16 protein-coding genes and 1 pseudogene are annotated in these 19,088 nt (G+C 76.0%); 13 read left to right on the plus strand and 4 right to left on the minus strand.

What is annotated here, in order from left to right:
* Positions 1 to 26: 26 nt before the first annotated feature.
* The 6 genes and pseudogenes from ACWPWW_RS12320 to ACWPWW_RS12345 all read left to right on the plus strand — a co-directional run bounded on the left by ACWPWW_RS12320 (position 27) and on the right by ACWPWW_RS12345 (position 7,218).
* Positions 27 to 1,262 (plus strand): PP2C family protein-serine/threonine phosphatase, encoded by a 1,236-nt coding sequence (locus tag ACWPWW_RS12320; RefSeq protein ID WP_454050665.1) that lies wholly within the window; start codon positions 27 to 29, stop codon positions 1,260 to 1,262.
* Positions 1,259 to 2,893: a sensor histidine kinase gene (locus ACWPWW_RS12325; protein ID WP_454050666.1), complete on the plus strand. Its 1,635-nt coding sequence runs from the start codon at positions 1,259 to 1,261 to the stop codon at positions 2,891 to 2,893. The genes ACWPWW_RS12320 and ACWPWW_RS12325 overlap by 4 nt, the downstream gene beginning before the upstream one ends.
* Positions 2,894 to 2,895: 2 nt before the next feature.
* Positions 2,896 to 3,336 (plus strand): response regulator, encoded by a 441-nt coding sequence (locus ACWPWW_RS12330; RefSeq protein WP_454050667.1) that lies wholly within the window; start codon positions 2,896 to 2,898, stop codon positions 3,334 to 3,336.
* Between the two features lie 210 nt (positions 3,337 to 3,546).
* Positions 3,547 to 4,671 carry a pyruvate dehydrogenase (acetyl-transferring) E1 component subunit alpha gene (pdhA, locus tag ACWPWW_RS12335; protein ID WP_454050668.1) on the plus strand — a complete coding sequence of 375 codons (1,125 nt, stop codon included), beginning with the start codon at positions 3,547 to 3,549 and terminating at the stop codon, positions 4,669 to 4,671.
* 8 nt (positions 4,672 to 4,679) lie between these two features.
* The gene (locus ACWPWW_RS12340) at positions 4,680 to 5,657 is read left to right on the plus strand and encodes an alpha-ketoacid dehydrogenase subunit beta (protein ID WP_454051807.1); all 978 of its coding nucleotides are present in this window, start codon (positions 4,680 to 4,682) and stop codon (positions 5,655 to 5,657) included.
* A 32-nt stretch (positions 5,658 to 5,689) separates the two neighbouring features.
* Positions 5,690 to 7,218: pseudogene (locus tag ACWPWW_RS12345) on the plus strand (dihydrolipoamide acetyltransferase family protein).
* A 27-nt stretch (positions 7,219 to 7,245) separates the two neighbouring features.
* Here ACWPWW_RS12345 and ACWPWW_RS12350 read toward each other — a convergent pair.
* From ACWPWW_RS12350 to ACWPWW_RS12365, 4 genes are all read right to left on the minus strand, one after another.
* Positions 7,246 to 7,722: a PPOX class F420-dependent oxidoreductase gene (locus ACWPWW_RS12350; RefSeq protein ID WP_454050669.1), complete on the minus strand. Its 477-nt coding sequence runs from the start codon at positions 7,720 to 7,722 to the stop codon at positions 7,246 to 7,248.
* A 46-nt stretch (positions 7,723 to 7,768) separates the two neighbouring features.
* Positions 7,769 to 8,689, minus strand: a complete 921-nt coding sequence (locus tag ACWPWW_RS12355; RefSeq protein ID WP_454050670.1) for a hypothetical protein — start codon at positions 8,687 to 8,689, stop codon at positions 7,769 to 7,771.
* Positions 8,690 to 8,849: 160 nt separating this feature from the next.
* Positions 8,850 to 9,263, minus strand: coding sequence for an NUDIX hydrolase (locus ACWPWW_RS12360; protein ID WP_454050671.1), 414 nt, complete (start codon positions 9,261 to 9,263; stop codon positions 8,850 to 8,852).
* A 4-nt stretch (positions 9,264 to 9,267) separates the two neighbouring features.
* Positions 9,268 to 9,978: a JAB domain-containing protein gene (locus ACWPWW_RS12365; protein ID WP_454050672.1), complete on the minus strand. Its 711-nt coding sequence runs from the start codon at positions 9,976 to 9,978 to the stop codon at positions 9,268 to 9,270.
* Positions 9,979 to 10,120: 142 nt separating this feature from the next.
* Between ACWPWW_RS12365 and ACWPWW_RS12370 the strand changes: the two genes are divergently transcribed.
* The 7 genes from ACWPWW_RS12370 (at position 10,121) to ACWPWW_RS12400 (ending at position 19,045) form a co-directional block, all read left to right on the plus strand.
* Complete coding sequence (locus tag ACWPWW_RS12370; RefSeq protein WP_454050673.1) at positions 10,121 to 10,843, plus strand: copper resistance CopC family protein; 723 nt, start codon at positions 10,121 to 10,123, stop codon at positions 10,841 to 10,843.
* The gene (locus ACWPWW_RS12375) at positions 10,843 to 12,948 is read left to right on the plus strand and encodes a cytochrome c oxidase assembly protein (RefSeq protein ID WP_454050674.1); all 2,106 of its coding nucleotides are present in this window, start codon (positions 10,843 to 10,845) and stop codon (positions 12,946 to 12,948) included. Before ACWPWW_RS12370 ends, ACWPWW_RS12375 begins: the two co-directional genes overlap by 1 nt.
* A gap of 12 nt (positions 12,949 to 12,960) precedes the next feature.
* Positions 12,961 to 15,081: a S9 family peptidase gene (locus tag ACWPWW_RS12380; protein WP_454050675.1), complete on the plus strand. Its 2,121-nt coding sequence runs from the start codon at positions 12,961 to 12,963 to the stop codon at positions 15,079 to 15,081.
* Positions 15,082 to 15,240: 159 nt separating this feature from the next.
* Positions 15,241 to 15,468 carry a DUF6458 family protein gene (locus ACWPWW_RS12385; protein ID WP_454050676.1) on the plus strand — a complete coding sequence of 76 codons (228 nt, stop codon included), beginning with the start codon at positions 15,241 to 15,243 and terminating at the stop codon, positions 15,466 to 15,468.
* 166 nt (positions 15,469 to 15,634) lie between these two features.
* Positions 15,635 to 16,648, plus strand: coding sequence for a hypothetical protein (locus tag ACWPWW_RS12390; RefSeq protein WP_454050677.1), 1,014 nt, complete (start codon positions 15,635 to 15,637; stop codon positions 16,646 to 16,648).
* 62 nt (positions 16,649 to 16,710) lie between these two features.
* Positions 16,711 to 16,929 (plus strand): hypothetical protein, encoded by a 219-nt coding sequence (locus ACWPWW_RS12395; protein ID WP_454050678.1) that lies wholly within the window; start codon positions 16,711 to 16,713, stop codon positions 16,927 to 16,929.
* Between the two features lie 70 nt (positions 16,930 to 16,999).
* Complete coding sequence (locus tag ACWPWW_RS12400; RefSeq protein WP_454050679.1) at positions 17,000 to 19,045, plus strand: NHL domain-containing thioredoxin family protein; 2,046 nt, start codon at positions 17,000 to 17,002, stop codon at positions 19,043 to 19,045.
* The last annotated feature ends 43 nt before the right edge of the window (positions 19,046 to 19,088 follow it).

Below are 19,088 nucleotides of genomic sequence, written 5' to 3' on the forward strand. Positions count from 1 at the left end.
TGCGTCCAGCGCAGAGAGGTGGACGGGTGACCGAGAGCACGACCCCGGACGGGGAGACCCGCGCCGGCTGGCCCGGACGCTCCGGCGACCACTCCGACCCGCTCGGTGCGCCGATCGCGCTCCTCCTGGTCGAGGACGACGACGGCGACGCCCTGCTGGTCGAGGAGCACCTGGCCGACGCCGGCCTCGACGTCCGCCTGCGGCGCGCCCGCACCCTCGACGAGGCGACCGCGCACCTGGACGTCGACTGCGTGCTGCTCGACCTGGGCCTGCCGGACTCCGTCGGCCTCGGGGCCCTGGAGCGGCTGCTGACGGCGGGGGCGCCGGCGGTGGTCGTGCTGACGGGGCGCACCGACACGGAGACGGGACTGCGCGCCGTCGCGGCGGGTGCGCAGGACTACCTGGTCAAGGGCGAGGTCGACGGGGAGTCGCTCGGCCGCTCGGTCCGGTACGCCGTGCAGCGCCGCCGGCTGCAGGCCGTCGACCGCGAGCTGTACCGCAGCCTCGTCCGCGCGGAGGAGACGGTCCGCCTGGAGAGCGCCCTGCTGCCGCGCCCCGCCGTCCGCGACGACGGCCTCGAGGTCCTGGTGGGCTACCGGGCCGGTCGCGACGGCGTGCTCGGCGGTGACTTCTACGACGTCGTCGAGCGCGAGGACGGCACGGTGCTGGCGATCGTCGGCGACGTCTGCGGGCACGGTCCCGACGAGGCCGCCCTCGGCGCGGTGCTCCGCACGGCCTGGCGCACGCTCGTGCTGGCCGACATCGCGACGGTCGACCTGCTGCCCCTCCTGGAGCGGGTGCTGGAGTCCGAGCGGGCGCGCCCGGAGGTCTTCACCACGATGTCGATGCTCGAGGTCGCGCCCGACCGGCGGACCGTCGACCTGTACCTGGCGGGCCACCCGGTGCCGTTCCTGCTCGGCGGCGGCGCGGCCGGGGGTGCGGGCTCGACCCTCCTGCCGACCGAGCTGCGGGGTCGCGCGCTGGGCATCCCGGTCGACGGCACCTGGCGCCCACGGCGTCTCGAGCTCGGCGACCGGTGGCGCCTGATGATGTACACGGACGGGCTGCTGGAGGCGACGGTCGACGGCACGCAGGAGCGGCTCGGCAAGGCCGGCCTGCTCGCCGTCGTCGACGACGTGCTCGCAACCGACCCCGGCGGGGTGGTGCACGCGACGATGCGCGAGGTGCGGCGGCGGCACGGCGGCGAGCTCGTCGACGACACCGCCGTGGTCGTCCTCGGCTGGCAGGGGGCGCGCGCGTGACGACCACCGCACCGGCGCCCGCGCGGGCGCCGCGGTCCCGCGAGCGCGTCACGCTCCGCCGGCGGCTCGGCCTCGCGCTGACCGCGGCCGGCGTCGTGCTCGGTCTCGTGTTCGTCGGCTCGGGCATCGCGCTGTGGCGGATGCTCGACGCCCAGGACCTGGTCACCGAGCGCTACTTCACCGCGATCACCGACGCGGAGACCGCCTACACGCGGCTGGTGGACGGCGAGACCGCGGTCCGCGGCTTCGCGCTGACCGGCTACGAGGGCACGCTCGAGCCGTACGAGCGCGCGCAGGACGCCACGGAGGCGTTCGCCCGGGTCGCCGACCCCGCGAACGGCAGCAGCGAGCCCGTGCGGCGGGCCGCCGCCGCGGCGGTCGAGGCCGCCGAGCGCTGGGACGACGAGTTCGCCGCACCGACGATCGACCTGGTCCGCACGCAGGGCCCAGTCGCCGTCGACGCCGAGGAGATCGAGCAGGGCCGGGTGCTGTTCGACCGGACCCGGACGGCCGTCGAGGAGTACCTCCACCTGCTCGACGTCCGCCGCGCGGAGGCCGCCTCCGACCTGGCCGTCTGGACCCAGGTGGTCATCGGCTCCCTGGTCGCCCTCGTGGTCGCCGGGGCCGTGGCCGGCGCCGTGCTCTGGCGCACGCTGCGCGGCTGGATCACCGAGCCGCTCGAGGCGCTCGGCGCGGACGCCCGGGCGGTCAGCGACGGCGACCTGCACCACGTCGTCCAGGTCACCGGGCCGGGGGAGATCGCCGACCTCGCGGTCGACGTCGACCGGATGCGGCTCGGCCTGGTCGCGCAGGTGCAGGCGGTCGAGGAGTCCCGGTCGGAGATCGCGGACGCGCACGACCGCCTCGCCGAGCAGGCGGAGGAGCTGCGCCGGTCCAACCGCGACCTGGAGCAGTTCGCGTACGTCGCGTCGCACGACCTGCAGGAGCCGCTGCGCAAGGTCGCCTCGTTCACGCAGCTGCTGCAGAAGCGGTACGGCGGCCAGATGGACGAGCGCGCCGACCAGTACATCGCCTTCGCCGTGGACGGCGCCAAGCGCATGCAGGCGCTGATCCAGGACCTGCTCGGGTTCTCCCGGGTCGGCCGGCTGGGCGGGGAGCTCGCGGACGTGCCGCTGCAGGACGCGCTCGCGGACGCGCTCGGCAACCTGGAGAGCGCCGTCGAGGAGTCGGGCGCGGTCGTCACGCACGACGCGCTGCCCGTCGTCCGCGGCGAGCGGCCGCTGCTCGTCCAGCTGCTGCAGAACCTCGTCGGGAACGCGATCAAGTTCCGGGACCCCGGGCGACCGGCGACCGTGCGGATCACGGCGACGCAGGTGGGAGACTTCTGGGAGCTCGAGTGCCGCGACAACGGGATCGGCATCGACGCGCAGTATGCGGAGCGGGTCTTCGTGATCTTCCAGCGGCTGCACCCCAAGGACGTGTACGAGGGGACGGGCATCGGCCTGGCCCTGTGCAAGAAGATCGTCGAGTACCACGGCGGTCGCATCTGGCTCGGGGAGCCGGACGGGCCGGGCACCAGCATCCGCTGGACGCTGCCCGCCGCGGAGACGCCGGACGACCCGCGCCCGCAGGACCAGCAGCAGGCTCAGCAGCCTCAGGAATCGGAGTGAACGTGGCACGCAGCAGCAAGGTCATCGACGTCCTGCTCGTCGAGGACGACCCGGGCGACGTCCTCATGACGCGCGAGGCGTTCGAGGACAACAAGGTCGTCAACCGGCTGCAGGTCGTGTCCGACGGCGTCAGCGCCCTGACCTTCCTGCGCAAGGAGGGCGAGTTCGCCGACGCGCCGACGCCGGACCTGGTGCTGCTCGACCTCAACCTGCCGCGGATGGACGGGCGGGAGGTCCTGGAGGCGATGAAGAGCGACGAGGCGCTGCGCAGCATCCCCGTCGTCGTGCTGACCACCTCCGAGGCCGAGGAGGACGTGGTGCGGTCCTACTCGCTGCACGCCAACGCCTACGTCACCAAGCCCGTGGACTTCGACCGGTTCATCGAGGTCGTCCGGCAGATCGACGAGTTCTTCGTCGAGGTCGTGCGCCTGCCCCAGCGCTGACACCGCGGCCCGACGGCCCGCCACCCCGCCACGCCGGGGAGGCGGGCCGTCGGCGCGTGCGGGTCGCGGGGGTTGTCGGGACCCGACAACGGGGGACCGCCCGTCTTGACGACGCCCGGGTCCCTGGACCTACGGTTGCGTAGCCTACGCTGGCGTAGGTTAGACCGGCCCCCGAGCACCGAGGGCTCCCCCTCCCGTAAGGAGTACCGCGTGAGCCCGAGCGGTCCGCTCACCGACGACGGCCTGGTCCAGCTGCTCACCCCCGCGGGTGAGCGCGTGGACCACCCGGACTACACCCCCCGGGTCGCGCACCTCGACGCCGACGCCCTGCGCGGTCTGTACCGCGACATGGTGCTCGTGCGGCGGTTCGACACCGAGGCGACCGCGCTGCAGCGCCAGGGCGAGCTGGGCCTGTGGGCGCAGTCGCTGGGTCAGGAGGCGGCGCAGGTCGGCTCCGGCCGCGCGCTGGCCCCGCAGGACTACGTGTTCCCCTCGTACCGCGAGCACGGCGTCGCGCACACCCGCGGCCTGGACCTGACCGAGGTGCTCCGCCTGTTCCGCGGCGTCGACCACGGCGGCTGGGACACGGAGGAGTTCAACTTCCACCTCTACACGCTGGTGATCGGGTCGCACACGCTGCACGCGACCGGCTACGCGATGGGCGTCCAGCGCGACGGCCTGGTGGGCACCGGCGACCCGGAGCGGGACACCGCCGTCGTCACGTACTTCGGAGACGGTGCCACCTCGCAGGGCGACGTCAACGAGGCGCTCGTGTTCGCCGCGGTGAACAACGCCCCGGTGGTGCTGTTCCTCCAGAACAACCAGTGGGCGATCTCCGAGCCGACGACGCGGCAGGCCCGCGTGCCGCTCGCCGCGCGCGGCCCGGGCTTCGGCGTGCCGAGCGTGCGCGTCGACGGCAACGACGTCCTCGCCTGCTACGCCGTCACGGCCGAGGCCGTCGAGCGGGCGCACTCCGGCGGGGGCCCGACGCTGATCGAGGCGTTCACCTACCGGATGGGCGCGCACACCACCTCGGACGACCCGTCCCGGTACCGGTCCTCCGCGGAGGAGGACTACTGGCGCCAGCGCGACCCGATCGACCGGCTCGAGGCGCACCTGGCCGCCACGGGCGAGCTGTCGGACGCCTTCCGCGCCGAGCTCGCCGCCGAGGCGGACGCCCTCGGCGAGCGGGTCCGCACCACCGTCCGGTCGCTCGGCCGGCCGGAGACCAGCACGATGTTCGAGCACGTGTACGCGACCCCGCACTCCGTGGTGGACGCCGAGCGTGCCTGGTTCGAGCGCTACGAGGCCTCGTTCTCGGGAGGTGACAAGTGACCCAGCGGATGACGTTCGCGAAGGCGATCAACACCGGCATGCGCAAGGCGCTCGAGCGGGACCAGAAGGTCATGCTCATGGGCGAGGACATCGGCGCCCTCGGCGGCGTGTTCCGCGTGACCGACGGGCTGGCCAAGGACTTCGGCGCCGAGCGCGTCGTCGACACCCCGCTGGCCGAGTCGGGCATCGTCGGCACGGCGATCGGCCTCGCGCTGCGCGGCTACCGCCCGGTGTGCGAGATCCAGTTCGACGGGTTCATCTTCCCGGCGTTCGACCAGATCACCACGCAGCTGTCGAAGATGCACTACCGGTCGCGCGGCCGCCTGAACCTGCCCGTGGTCATCCGCGTGCCGTTCGGCGGCGGCATCGGCGCGGTCGAGCACCACAGCGAGTCGCCCGAGGTGCTGTTCGCGCACACCGCCGGGCTCCGCGTGGTCAGCCCGTCCGACCCGCAGGACGCGTTCACGATGATCCAGCAGGCGATCGCCTCGCCGGACCCGGTGATGTTCTTCGAGCCGAAGGGCCGCTACTGGGAGAAGGGCGACGTCGACACCGACGCCGACCCGCTCGCCGCGCCGTCCACCCTCGACGGCGCGCGCGTGCTGCGGGCCGGCACCGACGTCACGCTCGTCGCGCACGGGCCGACCGTCGCCACGGCCCTGCGCGTCGCGGAGGCCGCCGCGGCCGAGGGCCGCAGCGTCGAGGTGGTCGACCTGCGCGCGATCTCCCCGCTCGACATCACCACGGTCGCGGAGTCCGTGCGCCGCACAGGCCGCTGCGTCGTGGTGCACGAGGCGCCCGTCCTGTACGGCACGGGGGCCGAGGTGGCCGCGCGCGTCACCGAGGAGTGCTTCTACCACCTGCAGGCCCCGGTGCTGCGGGTCGGCGGCTTCCACACCCCGTACCCCGTGGCCAAGCTCGAGCACGAGTACCTGCCCGGCCTCGACCGCGTCCTCGACGCCGTCGACCGCGTGCTCGCGCACTGACCCGACTCCGCACCACCCGAGGAGCACAGCCCGTGCCGTCCTACCAGCAGTTCCGCCTCCCCGACGCCGGCGAGGGCCTGACCGAGGCCGAGATCGCCGCCTGGCACGTCGCCGTCGGCGACACCGTGGCGATCAACCAGACGATCGTGGAGATCGAGACCGCGAAGTCGCTGGTCGACCTGCCCAGCCCGTACGCCGGCGTCGTCACGCGCCTGCTGGTCCAGGAGGGGGAGACGGTCGAGGTCGGCACGCCGATCATCGAGGTCGACACCGACCCCGCCGGCGACGGCCCCGTGGACGCCGCCCCGGGCGTCGGGCCCGAGGTGGCCGTGCACGGCCCGACGTCCGACTCCGACCCGATCCAGTCCGCGCCGGTCCCCGCGCGCCGTGAGCGGGCGGCGGCGCCCGTCGTGCCCTCGGTGCCCGCAGTGCCCTCGGTGCCCGCGGCGCAGCCCGAGCCCGCGGCCGAGGAGCCCGGCGGCGCCGTGCTGGTCGGCTACGGCACGGCGGCGGCGCCGACCGCCCGCCGTGCGCGGTTCACCTCCGCCGAGGGCGACCCGGCGGTCGGCGGCCCGACGCCGCCGGCGACCCCCGCGGCGCCCCCGACCCCCGCCCGGGTGCCACGCCCACCGGCGAGCCGGCTGCCGTCACCGGCCGCCGCGCCCTGGCCAAGCCGCCGGTGCGCAAGCTCGCCCGCGACCTCGGCGTCGACCTCGACTCCGTGGTGCCGACCGGCCCGGGCGGCATCGTCACCCGCGAGGACGTGCTGGCCCAGCAGGCCGGCGCCGAGGCGCGCACCCTGGCGACCTACCCGGGGGACGACCAGCCGTGGCTCGCGTCCGGCACGGTCTCGCCCGACGGCCGGCAGACCCGCGTCCCGGTGAAGTCGGTCCGCAAGCGCACCGCCGAGGCGATGGTGACGTCCGCGTTCACCGCCCCGCACGTGACCGTGTTCCAGACGGTCGACGTCACCCGCACGATGAAGCTGGTCGCGCGGCTCCGCCAGGACCGCGAGTTCGCCGACGTGCGCGTCACGCCGCTGCTCATCGCGGCCAAGGCCCTGCTGATGGCCGTGCGCCGGCACCCGGACGTCAACGCGTCCTGGGACGAGGCCGCGCAGGAGATCGTCTACAAGCACTACGTGAACCTCGGGATCGCCGCGGCCACCCCGCGCGGCCTCGTCGTCCCCAACATCAAGGACGCGCACCGGCTCGGCCTGCACGAGCTGGCCGAGGGGCTCGCCGCGCTGACGTCGACCGCGCGCGCCGGCAAGGTGACGCCGCGCGACATGTCCGACGGCACCATCACCATCACGAACGTCGGCGTGTTCGGCATCGACACCGGCACGCCGATCCTCAACCCGGGCGAGGCCGCGATCCTCGCGTTCGGCGCCATCCGCGAGCAGCCCTGGGTGCACAAGGGCAAGGTCAAGGTCCGGCACGTCACCCAGCTCGCGCTGAGCGTCGACCACCGCCTCGTGGACGGCGCGCTCGGCTCGATGGTGCTGGCCGACGTCGCCGCCGTGCTGGAGGACCCGGCGCAGGCGCTGGTCTGGGGCTGACCGCGGGGCCGGTCGCGCCGCGCTCCGTCAGCCGTCGAGGCGGGCCGCGACGTCGGCCGGGAAGCCGCCCGTCGCGATCGGGCTCCACCGGGTCGGCGTGACGCGGATCAGGCTCTTGCCCTGCACCCGCATCGCCGCGCGGTACTCGTCCCAGTCGGGGTGCTCGCCGGCGATGCAGCGGTAGTAGTCGACGAGCGCGTCCTCGGCCTCGGGCATGTGCAGCACCTCGGCGTCGCCGTCGACCTGCACCCAGGCGTCGTTCCACTCGTCCGACAGCACGACCACGGAGACGCGGGCGTCGCGCTCCGCGTTCACGGTCTTGGCGCGGCCGGGGTAGGTGGAGATGACGATCCGCCCCGCCTCGTCCACCCCGCCGCTGACCGGCGACACCTGGGGACGCCCGTCACGCCGGGTCGTCACCAGCAGCAGGTGGTGCCGGGGGCGGACGAAGTCGAGGAGCTCGGGCAGGTCGACGGTGCGGTTCGTCGCGATGGTGCGGGCCATGCCCCGACCCTAGGCCGACGCCCGGCCCGCAGCCCGGCGGGCGCCGTCACGGGTTGGGCAGCGTGAGTCCGTCGGTGGTGAGCACGGCGCCGTCCGAGACCCGGCTGATCGCGACGTCCACGGCGTACGTGCCGGGCGCCTCGAGGTCCGGGACCCACAGCTCGACCGCGCCCCGGTCGCGGTCCGTCGTGGCGGTGGCGCGGTAGCCGAAGTGCTCCGACGTCCACTGCGACACGACGTCCAGGCCGTTCAGGGACCAGGTGATCTGCAGCTGCTGCGTGGCCATCCCCTCGACGTCGAAGTTGACCGCGACCACCAGGCCGAGCGGCTCGGCCAGGCCCGCGACCTCGACCGTCTCGATGGACTCCACCGCGGCGACCACGTCGTTCCGCATCTCCACCTCGAGCGACGCGATCGTCCCGGGTGACACGGACGTCCCGGGCGTGACGCCCACGACCGGGACCACGAGCCAGTCGGCGACCTCGTCGGGCGGGATGCGGTAGCCGTCCAGCCGAGGATCGTCGGTGAGCAGCCGCTCGACCGTGGACCGCAGGGCTGTGTCGGCGGCGCGCGGGTCCTGCGTGGCGGGGGAGTCCGTCGGCGTGTCCGTGGCCGGGCCGGACGGCGCTGGAGCCGGGTCCGTCGCGGGCGCGGTCGGGTCGCCCGGCTGGTCCGGGTCGTCCGGGTCGTCCGGCTCCTCGGGCGGCGGGGAGACCTCGTCCGCGGGAGCGGCGCCCGCGTCCACGTCCGCGACCGGCCGCAGCACGACCCGGCCGGCGGCGTCGCCCGCGGGAGCCAGCGGTGCCTCGGTGCCGCCGTGGCCCGCCGCGAACTGCGGCAGCGTCTGGTAGCCGACGTGCTCGACGGAGGTGATCTCGACGCGGTCGACCGGGTCGCGCCCGAAGAGCACGCCCCACGCCGACGTCAGCGCGACGACCGCGCCGGCCAGGGCCCCGGCCGCCAGCACCAGGCTGCTGGCCCGCCGGTACCACGGCGTCGGCGCCCGGTCCGCGCCCGCCGCCGGTCCCGCGCCCGCCGCGCGTCCCGCGCCCGCTGGTCGTCCCGCATCGCCCACAGCACGCCCCCTGACCGCTGTGCGACCAGGCTCCTCCAGGGCGGGGGAGCGGTCAAGGACGCGCCGGGGCCTCCGCCTCCGCGAGCAGCTCCACCGTGAGCGGGGCGAGCGGCAGCAGCCGGGCCTCCGCGGGCGTGACCCACACCGCCTCGGCGATCTCGGCCGTGGCCACGCCCCCGGTCACGCCGTCGACGGCGAACACGTGCGCCTCCAGCCGGTGGCCCGGCTCGTTCGCCGCGGCGGCGTCCCGGCGACCGAGGTCGCGGACCTGGTCCGGGCCGACGACGACCGCCAGCTCCTCGCCCACCTCGCGGACGACCGCGTCGCGCGGGTGCTCCCCGGGCTCGATCTTGCCGCCGGCCTGCATGAAGGCGGCGGTCCCGCGCTTGCGGACCAGCAGCCACCGCCCGGTCTGGTCGACGATGACCGCCGCGGCGATCCGGATGACGGGCTGGGGGTCGGTCACCCGCTCATCCTGCCCGGTCCGGCGCACCGGCTCCGAGCCGGTCCGGAGCACGGGCGGCGCTGGTCCACGCGTCCGCGGCGAGCACCAGGTGGTCGACCAGCCGGACGCCGCAGTGCGCGGCCGCCTCCGCGAGCGCGGCGGACGCCGCGAGGTCGGCCGGGTGCGGGACGGGGTCCCCGGGGTGGTGCCGGTGCGCCAGCGCGACGGTCACGCCACCACGGCGCAGGGTCTCCGCGAGCACCTCCCGCACCGCGAACGGGCTGGCGTGCGCGACGGCACCCGGCACGACCACGGCGCCGAGCAGCCGGGACGCGCGGTCCCCGGCGACCGCCACCACCCGGCCGTCGGCCGGGCCGCGCAGCAGCGGGCCGGCGATCCGCGCCACGTCCGCCGGCGTCCGCACCGTCTCCCGCCGGTCGCTCGACGACCCGAACCGCCGCGCGAGCGCGAGAGCCGCCACGACGCTCGTCGCCTTGGCCGGGCCGACGCCGGCGGTCCGCAGCAGCGCGTCGGGCGTCGCGCGCGCGAGCCCGGCCAGCCCGCCGTGCGCCACCAGCAGCTCCCGTGCCGTGTCCAGGGCGCTCGACCCCCGCCGCCCGGAGCCGAGCAGCAGCGCGACCAGCTCGACGTCGGACAGCGCGTCCGCGCCGAGGCGCAGCATCCGCTCGCGCGGGCGCTGGTCCGGGTCGAGATCCGCGAGCATCGGGGTCGTCACCTCCTCGACACTAGGGGCGCGGACCGGCTCCGCAGCGGTTGTCCACAGGGTCGCTCCTCGTGCCGGCCGGCTCGCGGGCGGCCCGGGTGATCCGCGTCTCCCGCGGCGCGGTCGGGTGGCCGGGCGGGTGATGATGGGGGTGATGTCCTCCGAGCGCCCCGCCGTGCCCGCCGCCCGCACCCGCCCCGCCCGCGCCGTCGCCGTGTCGGCGCGCGCCCTGCGGCCCGGCGTGCCCGCGCACGTGGTCCGCGCGGCCGCGGTGCTCGCCGCGCTGCTGGTGGCCCTCGCGGCCGTGCTCGTCACCGCGCCGCGGGCCTCCGCCCACAACGCGCTCGTCGGCACCGACCCCGCCGACGGCTCGACCGTCGCGACGCCGCCCACGCACGTCACGCTGACGTTCGATCAGCCCGCGCAGGCGCTCGGCACCGAGATCGTCGTGCTGGGCCCCGACGGCGCGACGGTCAGCACCGGCGCGCCCGAGCTGGTCGACGACACGGTCGCCCAGGCGCTCGTCGCCGACCTGCCCGCCGGTGCGTACACGGTGGAGTGGCGGGTCACGTCGGCCGACGGCCACCCCCTGTCCGGCGAGCTCGCGTTCACGGCCGCGGAGGGCACCGCCCCGGCGCTGCCGACCGCCCCGGAGACGATCGAGCCGACCGCCGAGCCCAGCATGACCACGCAGGCCGTCGAGCCGTCGCCCGAGGCCACGACGACCGCGCAGGAGGAGCTGGCCGAGGACGAGGACGCCGGGCTGGCCGCGGGGCTCGTGGCGGCGGTCGTCGTCGCCGTCCTGGCCGCCGGTGCGGTGACCTGGTTCGTGGTGCGCGAGCGTCGCCGCTCGAAGGACGGCCAGGAGCAGGGCTGATGACCGGCGTCGCCGCCCCGGCCGGCTCGCGCCCGACCCGCCCCGACCGCACCCCCGCGACGGTCCGGCGGTCGGACAGCGTGCTGCGCCTCGCGGCCCTCGCGGTCGCCGCGCTCGCGGCCGTGGTCGCGGGCATGGCCTTCACCGGTGCGGCCGCGCCGACCGCCCTCCGGGACCCCGGCGCGCTGGTCCGCTGGGGTCTACCCGTCGCGTCGACCGCGAGCGAGCTGGCCGCGTCGGCCACCCTCGGCGGGCTCGTGCTGCTGGTGACGGTCCTCGTGCGGCGGGCGGACGGCGCGGTGGTGCGCGCCGCCTCCGGCGTCACGGCCGTCGCCGCCGCGGTGTGGACGCTGTCCGCCGTGGTCGAGCTGGTGCTGACCTACGCCAACGTCGCCGGGCTGCCGCTCACCGACCCCGCGTTCGGCGGGGAGCTCGGCCAGTTCGTCACGCAGTTCGAGCTCGGCCGGGTCCTGCTGTTCGTCGCCGTGGCGGCCGCGGTGGTCACCGCGCTCGCCCTGATGACGACGTCGCCGCTCGGCTCGGCCGGGATCGCCCTGATCGTGGTGGTCGCCCTGTGGCAGGCCGCGCAGACCGGCCACGCCGCGGGTGCCGCCAGCCACGACCTGGCCACGTCGTCGATGTTCCTGCACCTGGTCGGCGCGGCGCTGTGGATCGGGACGCTGCTCGCGCTGTCGCCGCTCGCGCACCGCCTGGGCGCGGACCTGGCGCCGGCCGTGGCGCGGTTCTCCGTCATCGCCGGGTGGTGCTTCGCCGCCGTGGCGGTCTCCGGGACCGTGAACTCGGTGATCCGGCTGGGCTCCTGGTCCGACCTCGGCACGCGGTACGGCGTCCTGCTGCTGGTGAAGATCGCGCTGTTCGCCGTGCTGGGGCTGCTCGGCCTCGCGCACCGGCTCCGCGTCGTCGACCGGCTGCGCGGGGACCGCAGCGCGCCCGCGACCTGGCTGTTCTGGCGGCTGGTGCTGGTCGAGCTGACCGTGATGGGCGCCGTGTCGGGCGTCGCCGTCGCGCTCGGGTCCTCCCCGCCGCCGGTGCCGGACGGGGTGATCGCGGACCCGACCCCCGCCGAGATCGTCACGGGCCACCCCCTGCCGCCCGAGCCGACCACGCTGAGCTGGATCACGCAGTGGCGCTGGGACGTGCTGCTCGCGTGCGCCGCCGTCGCCGGGCTGGTCGTCTACCTCCGCTGGGTGCTGCGGCTCCGGCGTCGCGGCGACGCCTGGCCGTGGGCGCGGACCGCGTCCTGGACCGCGGGGATGCTGCTGTTCTTCTGGACCACGTCCGGCGGCCCGGCCATGTACGGGCACGTGCTGTTCAGCGCGCACATGGTCGAGCACATGATCCTGGCGATGGTGATCCCGGTGCTGCTCGCGCTGTCCGCGCCGGTCACGCTGGCGCTGCGGGCGCTGCCGTCCCGGGCGTCGGCCGCGCGCGCCGGTGCGGCCCGCGGCGGCGCCGACACCTCGCGGGGACCGCGGGAGTGGCTGCTCTGGCTGGTGCACAGCCCCTGGGGGCGGTTCGTCGCGCACCCCGTGGTCGCCGCGGTGAACTTCGCCGGGTCGATGATCGTCTTCTACTACACCGACGTGTTCGCGTGGGCGCTGACCTCCGGGGTCGGCCACTACGCGATGGTGGTGCACTTCTCGCTGGCCGGGTACCTGTTCGTCAACGCGCTGGTCGGCATCGACCCCGGGCCGACGCGGCCGGCGTACCCGCAGCGGCTGCTGCTGCTGTTCGCGACGATGGCGTTCCACGCGTTCTTCGGCGTCGCCCTCACCAGCGGCGACGTCCTGCTGGTCCCGGACTGGTTCGGGCTGCTGGGCCGGGAGTGGGGGCCGTCGGCCATCGAGGACCAGCAGCGCGGCGGCGGCGTCGCCTGGGGCATCGGCGAGCTGCCGACCCTCGCGCTCGCCGTCGGGGTCGCGCTGGCGTGGTCCCGCGACGACGACCGGACCGCGCGGCGCCGGGACCGCAAGGTCGAGCGCGACGGCGACGTCGAGATGGACGAGTACAACGCGATGCTCGCGCGGCTGGCGTCGCGGGACGCCGGGCCGGCCGTGACCGGGAACGAGCGCCGCGAGCCGTGATAGGACGGCGGGGTGACTGACGCCGCCGCTGAGCCCACGCCGCCCCCGACCCCCTTCCACGACCTCGACGCCTACGTGGCGCTGCCCCGGACGTCCGGGCTGGCGCTGTCCCCGGACGGCACGCGCCTCGTCACGGCGGTGTCGACCCTCGACGCCAAGCGCACCCGCTACGTCACCGCGCTCTGGGAGGTGGACCCCGCGGGCGTCCGCCCGGCGCGCCGGCTGACCCGGTCCGCGAAGGGCGAGTCCGCCGCGCGGTTCGCCTCGACCGGCGACCTGCTGTTCACGTCGGGCCGCCCCGACGCCGACGCCGAGCCGGAGGACGACGCCCCCGCCGCGCTCTGGCTGCTCCCCGCCGACGGCGCCGAGGCCCGGGTCGTCGCCGCTCGCAAGGCGGGGGTCGACGGCGTGGTCGTGGCAGAGGACGCGCCCGTCGTCGTGCTGGTCTCCGACGTCCTGCCGAGCGCGGCCGACGACGCCGAGGACGAGCGGCTGATCGGCGCGCGCAAGGACGCCAAGGTCGCCGCGATCCTGCACTCCGCCTACCCCGTCCGGTACTGGGACCACGACCTCGGCCCCGCCGTGCCGCACCTGTTCGCGGGCGACCTGACGACCGTCGCGACGCCGCCCGAGGCCGGTGCGCCCGCGCCGCGGCTCGAGCTGCGGGACCTCGCGCCGGACGCGGGCGCCGCGCTGCAGCACCAGGACGCCGTGCTGTCCCCGGACGGCCGCACCCTCGTCACGTCCTGGACCCGGCCCGCCGCCCGCGGCGCCCTGCGGCAGCAGCTCGTCGCGGTCGACGTCGCCACCGGCACCCGGCGCGTCCTCGTCGACGACCTCGCCGCGGACCTGTCGTCCCCGGTGGTCTCCCCGGACTCCCGCCGCGTCGCGTACGTGCGCGAGACCGTCAGCAGCCCGACCGAGGCGCCGCGGGTCGAGCTGTGGGTCAGGGACCTCGGCACCTCGGACGCCACGCCGACGCGGGTCGCCGCGGGCTGGGACCGCTGGCCGCACGAGGTCGTCTGGACCCGGGACGGCGCCGGCCTGCTCGTGCAGACCGACGACCTCGGCCGCGGCCCGGTGTTCCACGTCGCGCTCGACTCCGACGTCGTGACCCGCGTGACCGCGGACGACGCCGTGTTCGGCGACCTGCGGCTCAGCCCCGACGGCGCGACGCTCTACGCCCTGCGCACCTCGTACGCCGCGCCGGCGCACCCGGTGCGCATCGACCTCGCCGCCGCGCTGGCGTCCGGCACCCCGGTCGAGGCCGTCGCCCTGCCGGCCCCGGCGCCGCTGCCCGCGCTGCCGGGCACGCTGGCCGAGGTGACCGCGACCGCCGAGGACGGCTCGGAGGTCCGCTCCTGGCTGGTCCTGCCCGAGGGTGCCTCGGCGGCGTCCCCGGCGCCGCTGCTGCTGTGGATCCACGGCGGCCCGCTCGGCTCGTGGAACGCCTGGTCCTGGCGGTGGAACCCGTGGATCATGGCGGCCCGCGGCTACGCCGTCCTGCTGCCCGACCCGGCCCTGTCGACCGGCTACGGCCAGGGCTTCGTGCAGCGCGGCTGGGGCGCGTGGGGTGCGGCGCCGTTCACCGACCTCATGGCCGCCACCGACGCGGCCGTCGCTCGGCCGGACGTCGACGAGACCCGTACCGGCGCGATGGGCGGCTCGTTCGGCGGCTACATGGCCAACTGGGTGGCCGGGCACACGGACCGGTTCCGCGGCATCGTCACGCACGCGAGCCTCTGGGCCCTGGACCAGTTCGGGCCCACCACGGACCACGGCTTCTACTGGGAGCGCGAGATGACGCCCGCGATGGCGCTCGCCAACTCCCCGCACCTGTCGGTGGAGAAGATCAGCACCCCGATGCTGGTCGTGCACGGGGATAAGGACTACCGGGTGCCGATCGGCGAGGGCCTGCGCCTCTGGTACGAGCTGCTGTCCCGCTCCGCGCTGCCGGCCGACGAGGACGGGCGCACCCCGCACCGGTTCCTCTACTTCCCGGACGAGAACCACTGGGTGCTCACGCCGCAGCACGCCAAGGTCTGGTACCAGGTCGTCGAGACGTTCCTCGCCGAGCACGTCCTCGGCCTGTCCGGTGGCGACCTCCCCGCGCTGCCCGAGGTGCTCGGCTGACGACCCGATGGTGACCCCTCCGTTGCGCAACCGCCGCGTTGTGCAACGGAGGGGTTCGTCGCCCGACCGGGTCGTTCGCCGCGCGCACCTGCGCACTCTCCGCCACGATCGGACCGCAGACCCGGGCACCCGCGCCCGGGCGGCGGAAGGAGTCCGACCATGGGCATCGGCGGCGGCATCGCCCTGATCGTCATCGGCGCGATCCTCGCGTTCGGCGTGAGCGACAACATCGCGAACGTCGACCTGACGGTGATCGGGTACATCTGCATGGGCGCGGGCGTGCTCGCGCTGATCCTCGCGCTCGTCCTGACCAACCAGCGCGCGAACACCTCGCACCGTGAGGTCGTCGAGCGGTACGAGGACCGCACCCCGCCCCCGGCGGCCTGACGCGCACCAGCTGGAGCGAACGGCCCGGCACGCCGGTGCGTGTCGGGCCGTTCTCTCCACCTGGCGTCGGGACGGGTCGGGACGGGTCGGGACGCGTCGGCGGCCGTGTCGGTGGCGGGCGCGACGATGGGTCCGCCGGCACCGGGCCGGCCACGGGGGAGGACGCATGGATCAGGACGAGGCACGCCGGCTGAAGCAGCAGCTGGTCGGCTACCTGCAGGACCTCGCGCAGCACGGCGTCGTGGCGGCGGCCGCCGACGACGGCGAGCCGGGCCGGAACGCCGTCGCGCTCGGCCTGGCGCCGCGCGGTGACGGGTCCTACGGCGTGGCGGTGCGGTACCGGCTCGGCCTGCCCGGCGTGCGCAGCGTCGCGCGCCGCGTGGCGGAGCAGGTCGGCCCCGCGGCCGACGTGCGCCGCACCGGACGCATCCGTCCGCTGAGCGCCACCGTCCCCGCACCCCGCCCGCCCGTCGTGACGGCCCGGGCCCTCGGGGAGACCGGCCGCGTCCGCCCCCTGCGCCCCGGCGTCTCGATCGCGCACGTCGACGTCAGCGCCGGCACCCTCGGTGCGTTCGTCACCGTGGACGGCGTCGTGCACGCGCTGTCCAACTACCACGTCCTGGCCGGCTCGCCCCGGGCGCAGGTCGGCGACGTCGTCCTGCAGCCCGGGCCCGCGGACGGCGGCACGGCTCCCGCCGACCGGGTCGGCACCCTCGCCGCGACGGCGCCGCTCTCCCCGGGTCAGGTCGCGACCGTCGACTGCGCCGTCGCGCTTCTGGACGACCCCGTGGTGGACGCCACCTACCCGGTCGGCGCGATCACGACGACGGCGGTCGCGGTCGGCGGCGAGCGGGTCGCCAAGGTCGGCCGCACCACCGCCGTCACGCAGGGCCGGGTCACGGCCATCGAGCTGGACGAGGTCGTCGTCGGCTACGGCGAGGAGCTCGGCGAGCTCCGGTTCGACGACCAGATCGAGGTCGAGTCCACCGGGACCGGCCCGTTCTCCCGCGGCGGCGACTCGGGCTCGCTGGTCTACCGGGAGGACGGCGTCGCACTCGGTCTGCTCTTTGCGGGCTCCGAGACCGGGGGTGAGAATGGGACCGGGCTGACGTACGTCAACCCGGTCGACGCCGTGCTCACGGCGCTCGGCGCCCGGCTGCTGGGCTCGCCCGCCGCCTGACGCGCCGGCCGCGCCCCCGACGGGCGGCGTCGAGCCGACGACGGCGCGAGGACGGGACGCACATGGTCGACATCGACCGGGCCCGCGCGGCCAAGCAGCACCTCCGCCGCGACCTGGGCGGCCGGCCGGGGGTGCGCGGCATCGGCCTCGCCCGAGGCGACGACGGCTACCGCCTGCAGGTCAGCGTCGCGTCGAGCGCGGACGCCGACGGGCTGCCGGACGCGGTGGACGGCGTCGCGGTCCGGGTGCGCGTGGTCGGGGTGCTCGAGGCGCAGGCCTGACCGGCGTCGCCGTCGCCCGGAGGCCGGACGGCGCGGCATACGACGCCCGCGCGTCGTGTTCACTACTCCCGTGACCACCAGCAGCGCCCGTCTCCCCAAGGTCCGCGCGTCCGAGCTCGTCGGCCGCGGCTGGCTCAACACCGGCGGCCAGGACGTCGCCCTCGCCGACCTGCGCGGCAAGATCGTCCTGCTCGACTTCTGGACGTTCTGCTGCATCAACTGCCTGCACGTCCTCGACGAGCTGCGCGCGCTCGAGGAGCAGTACCGCGACGTGCTGGTGATCGTCGGCGTGCACTCGCCGAAGTTCGTGCACGAGGCCGACCCGGTCGCGCTGGCCGCGGCCGTCGAGCGCTACGAGGTGCACCACCCCGTCCTGGACGACCCGGAGCTGGTCACGTGGTCGGCGTACACGGCGCGTGCCTGGCCGACGCTGGTCGTCATCGACCCGGAGGGCTACATCGTGGCCCAGATGGCCGGCGAGGGGCACCAGAGCAACGTCGAGCGGCTGGTTCGCGACCTGGTCGCCGAGCACGACGCCAAGGGCACCCTGCACCGCGGCGGCGGCCCGTACGTCCCGCCCGAGCCCACGGCGGGCACGCTGCGGTTCCCGGCGAAGGCCGTCGCGCTGCCCGGCGGGTCGCTGCTGGTCGCCGACGCCGGCCACCACTCGCTCGCCGAGCTCGACGTCGACGGCGAGACGCTGCTGCGCCGCATCGGCTCGGGGGAGCGCGGCCTCGCGGACGGCGCCCCGGACGCGGCGCGGTTCAGCGAGCCGAACGGCCTGACGCTGCTGCCGGACGACGTCGCGGCGGCGGTCGGCTACGACGTGCTCGTCGCCGACACCGTGAACCACGCGCTGCGGGGGGTGCGGCTGTCGGACGGGCACGTGACCACCGTCGCCGGCACCGGCGAGCAGTACCTCGTCGGCGAGCCGACGGTGCCGTCGCCGCTGCCCGGGCGCCCCGACCTCTGGCGGACCGACGGCACCCCGCGCGCGGGCAGGGACGTCCCGCTGTCCTCGCCGTGGGACGTGGCGTGGTCCGAGCCGACGGGCACCGCGCTGGTCGCGATGGCGGGCGACCACCAGCTGTGGGCGTTCGACCCGCGGACCGGTGCGGTCGAGCCGGTCGCCGGCACGATGAACGAGGGCCTCGTCGACGGGGACCCGCGCGAGGCGTGGTTCGCGCAGACGTCGGGGCTCGCACCGGCCGCGGACGGGCGGGTGTGGCTGGCGGACTCCGAGGTGTCGGCGCTGCGCTGGATCGACCCCGGCACGCCGGCGGCCCCGCCCGCCGCCCCGGAGCAGGCCGCGAGCCTGGTCGGCGCCCTCGCGGCGGTGCGCGCGGCCGCCGGCCCGGCCCGACCCGACCGTGCCGGCCCCGCGGACGCGTGGTCCGCCGCGACGGTGGGCACCGCCGTGGGCGCGGGGCTGTTCGACTTCGGCCACCGCGACGGCGCCGCCGACCAGGCGCTGCTGCAGCACCCGCTGGGTGTCGCCGTGCTGCCGGACGGCTCGGTCGTGGTCGCGGACACCTACAACGGCGCCGTCCGCCGCTGGGCCCCGGGCGCCGACGGCCGCGGCGAGGTCAGCACCCTGGCGACGGGGCTCGCCGAGCCGAGCGGCATCGTCGTGCAGGCGGACGCGGAGGCGGGCGGCGTGACGCTGCTGGTCGTCGAGTCGGCCGCGCACCGCCTGACCCGGGTGGCCCTGCCGGCGACCCTCGCGGGCGAGGTGCTGGACTCCGGCGCGCACCGCACGCAGCGCCCGGTCACGGACATCGGCCCGGGCGACCTCGCCCTCGACGTGGTGTTCACGCCGGCCGCCGGGCAGAAGTACGACGACCGCTACGGGCCGTCCACGATGCTGCGGGTGTCCGCGACCCCGCCGGAGCTGCTGCTCGACGGGTCCGGGGACGACGTGCCGCTCACCCGGACGCTGCGGATCAACCCGGAGGTCGGCGAGGGCGTGCTGCACGTGACGGCCCGCGCGGCGAGCTGCGACGCCGACCCGGCGATCGAGTTCCCGGCGTGCCACCTGAACTCGCAGGACTGGGGCGTGCCGGTGCGCGTCGTCGCCGGTGCGCCGGCGGAGCTCTCGCTCCCCCTGCACGGCTGACGGACCGCGCCCCGGAGGACGGTCCGCGCCCCGGCGGGCGGTC

The organism is Cellulomonas sp. Marseille-Q8402, assembly GCF_965119525.1.

Coding starts and splice junctions, on each gene's coding strand:
- ACWPWW_RS12340 (WP_454051807.1), top strand. CDS start 4,680: ATGACGTTCGCGAAGGCGATCAACACCGGCATGCGCAAGGCGCTCGAG.
- ACWPWW_RS12350 (WP_454050669.1), bottom strand. CDS start 7,722: ATGGCCCGCACCATCGCGACGAACCGCACCGTCGACCTGCCCGAGCTC.
- ACWPWW_RS12370 (WP_454050673.1), top strand. CDS start 10,121: ATGTCCTCCGAGCGCCCCGCCGTGCCCGCCGCCCGCACCCGCCCCGCC.
- ACWPWW_RS12375 (WP_454050674.1), top strand. CDS start 10,843: ATGACCGGCGTCGCCGCCCCGGCCGGCTCGCGCCCGACCCGCCCCGAC.
- ACWPWW_RS12385 (WP_454050676.1), top strand. CDS start 15,241: ATGGGCATCGGCGGCGGCATCGCCCTGATCGTCATCGGCGCGATCCTC.
- ACWPWW_RS12390 (WP_454050677.1), top strand. CDS start 15,635: ATGGATCAGGACGAGGCACGCCGGCTGAAGCAGCAGCTGGTCGGCTAC.
- ACWPWW_RS12395 (WP_454050678.1), top strand. CDS start 16,711: ATGGTCGACATCGACCGGGCCCGCGCGGCCAAGCAGCACCTCCGCCGC.